Origin of the sequence: uncultured Chitinophaga sp., assembly GCF_937874145.1 — a bacterium.
Classification (GTDB): domain Bacteria; phylum Bacteroidota; class Bacteroidia; order Chitinophagales; family Chitinophagaceae; genus Chitinophaga.
In genome coordinates this window covers 1-2421 of sequence record NZ_CALNBI010000340.1, presented here as the reverse complement: position 1 = coordinate 2421, position 2421 = coordinate 1, and the positions used below count along the sequence as shown (strand labels likewise).

Genomic DNA, 2421 nt, shown 5'->3' with positions numbered 1-2421 from the left:
GGGGTTGGCGGCGTAAGATGCCGGTAATATCACCGCGGCTTTCAGGAATATATCCGTTCCCCGGAATTCGCTCAGGCGCCTGGAGCGGAACTGCACTTCCTTCACCAGGTCCGCTTCCCGAAAAACGCGGTTCGGGAATGCAGCGTTGAGCGTCACTTCCCCTTCACCCTTCCCGGTTGCGGATATCCGCAGCAAACCTTCCTGGCGGCTGTAGAGGTTCCCCGGCGCCCCGTTCCCTCTTTCGCTCGTATTCGTATCCAGTATGGCGACAAGCTTATAAACCCCTGGCGTCAATGCCGCCAGCGCCTGATGGGAGGCCGTCGCATCCTGCGGCAGCACAACAGGCGTTCCCGTTACCCAGTTTTTCACAGGCATGGAGAAAGCGGGTTCTTCCGACATATTGCGGTCGTTGAACTGTTGCGATGTGTCTTTTAACGTATGAACGAATAAACGCCCGGAATAAGGCCCTTTTAGCCCTTTATCGAGCTGTATGGCAAGGCGGACCTGCGCGTTGCCGGCGGAAAAGGGAAGGGATAATAGTAAAAGCAATAAAAAGTGTTTCATACCAATTGGGTTGTGCATGTTAAAGTATAGCAGAAGAGACGAACGGGCCGGGGATTTGTTGCAAGGTTTGGGGTCCGGAACGGCCTTCATCGACGAATGCCCGGTTTTATCGACGAATTAATCCGGCGGGGTCAAAACGGGGCAGAAAGATGGAGGTGCATCACGGCGAGGGCCCTGCCGCCGGTTTCCAGTCTTTCCATCACCCCCCACCCCAGCTTTGCGTACAGTAGCTCGGCCGTGTCCGTGAAGAGATACAGCGTGGAAATCCCCTGTTCCCCGCAGGCGGACTGCAAATACCGGCAGATCGCGCTGCCATAGCCTTTCCCTCGATGGGCGGGCACGGTGTACACTCTTGCCAGCCAGGGGCCGAAGCTGGCGAGGCGGGGCACCCTGTCCTGCAGCCCTACATGATGGCAAATACTGCCGGTGGCGACCGGGATATCGCCTGCGAGGAGCACTGCCTGTATTTGATGAGGGTCACTGCAAATCGCCTGCAGCATGGCTTTGGATGCATCTATGGAGAGATGCCATTCGGCATAGTACCATTCGGCGATCTGATGAATTAAGCCAGTATCGGCGGATTGGAGCTGATGGAGCTGAACAACGGGCATCGGAAATTCTTTGAGGGGTTATGCGGGGTATGTAAAAGGCGCTGTAAATGAATAATTTACAGCGCCTTTCATCATAATTAAAAATCAGCGGAGAGGGAGGGATTCGAACCCCCGGTACCTTTGACAGTACACCTGATTTCGAGTCAGGCACATTCGACCTCTCTGACACCTCTCCGTAAAACTGGTTTGGAAATCTCCTGTTCTTCTCAACGACGGCCATTATGCCGTGGCGGATCGCGTTTAAAACAGCCGGAAATTCCAATATACCGGGCGCAAATGTATACATCTCGAAGGATTTCACAAACTTTTTTAGGGAATTACTCCGGGTTCGGGAAAGGATTCACGCTGTACCATTGGCGCTCCGCCCTGGCTATATCCGCTGCTGTCACGCCTTCCTTCCACCATTCGTTTTTGGCGTAAGTATCATCCCCGAGGGCCCGGTGCGCATGCTTTGCATCAAAATGCTGGCTGAAGAGCGCGTGGAATACCGTGGCCTCGTTCAATTCATCGAACGGGGTGTATAATCCGTGCAAATACATGCGCAGGATGTAAAAAGGAACCTGTTTGTGGCCCGGAAAATGTTCGTTCACCAATCCTTTCAGTTGGAGGAACGGATCTTGGAATTCCGCTGCCGGGGAAACGGTGATGACATTATCGGATCTGTATTGCCGGGGGAGCTCGCCGTCTTCCTTCCAGACGGTAGTTGTTTCCAGGCCGTAGATGGTATAAAAATCGCCGATCACGCTTTTAGCGAAATATAGTTTCCTGACGTATTCTACCGGCTTTTGCACGATCCGTTCGAGGATGACTTCGAATGCCAGGGATGGTTCCTGTCCAAACGTCCAGCCGATTATTTCACATCCCATCGCCGCACCTGCCTTCTCGCTGAAGTCGGTAAATTCTTTGAACCGGGCAGGATCATGCACCTGTTCCACGAGGATATCCCCCAGCAATTTTCGTCCTTCATAGGTGTAATACAAGGAATCATTGGGACGCAGGCCTACCGGGTAATACTTCTTGATCGCGTCGTAAACCGGCCAGTAGTCGTGGGTTTCGGGGTCGAATGTGAAGTAGAATTTCATAACAGGATTATTTTTTTGGGTTAACGGAAATTAATAAAATGGGGCCATAACTGTACTGTCTACAAACAAAAAATCCCGGAACTTAACCGGGAAAATTTCAGCGGAGGAAGAGGGATTCGAACCCCCGGACCTGTTACAGTCAACAGTTTTCAAGACTGCCGCAA

General features: G+C 52.5%; 3 protein-coding genes and 1 tRNA gene. All 4 read right to left on the bottom strand.

The window, feature by feature from the left end; translation table 11 throughout:
* On the bottom strand, nt 1-564 hold a 564-nt coding region (locus Q0510_RS16825; RefSeq protein WP_298714410.1), incomplete at its 3' end, for a hypothetical protein.
* A gap of 131 nt (nt 565-695) precedes the next feature.
* The gene (locus Q0510_RS16820; RefSeq protein WP_298714407.1) at nt 696-1175 is read right to left on the bottom strand and encodes a GNAT family N-acetyltransferase; all 480 of its coding nucleotides are present in this window, start codon (nt 1173-1175) and stop codon (nt 696-698) included.
* A gap of 88 nt (nt 1176-1263) precedes the next feature.
* A tRNA-Ser gene (locus Q0510_RS16815) sits at nt 1264-1350 on the bottom strand.
* A gap of 142 nt (nt 1351-1492) precedes the next feature.
* Nucleotides 1493-2257, bottom strand: coding sequence for a hypothetical protein (locus Q0510_RS16810; protein WP_298714404.1), 765 nt, complete (start codon nt 2255-2257; stop codon nt 1493-1495).
* Nucleotides 2258-2421 lie beyond the last annotated feature (164 nt).

Bases quoted from the DNA above. Each gene is read 5' to 3' on its own strand.
- Q0510_RS16820 (WP_298714407.1), bottom strand. From the start codon at position 1,175: ATGCCCGTTGTTCAGCTCCATCAGCTCCAATCCGCCGATACTGGCTTA.
- Q0510_RS16810 (WP_298714404.1), bottom strand. From the start codon at position 2,257: ATGAAATTCTACTTCACATTCGACCCCGAAACCCACGACTACTGGCCG.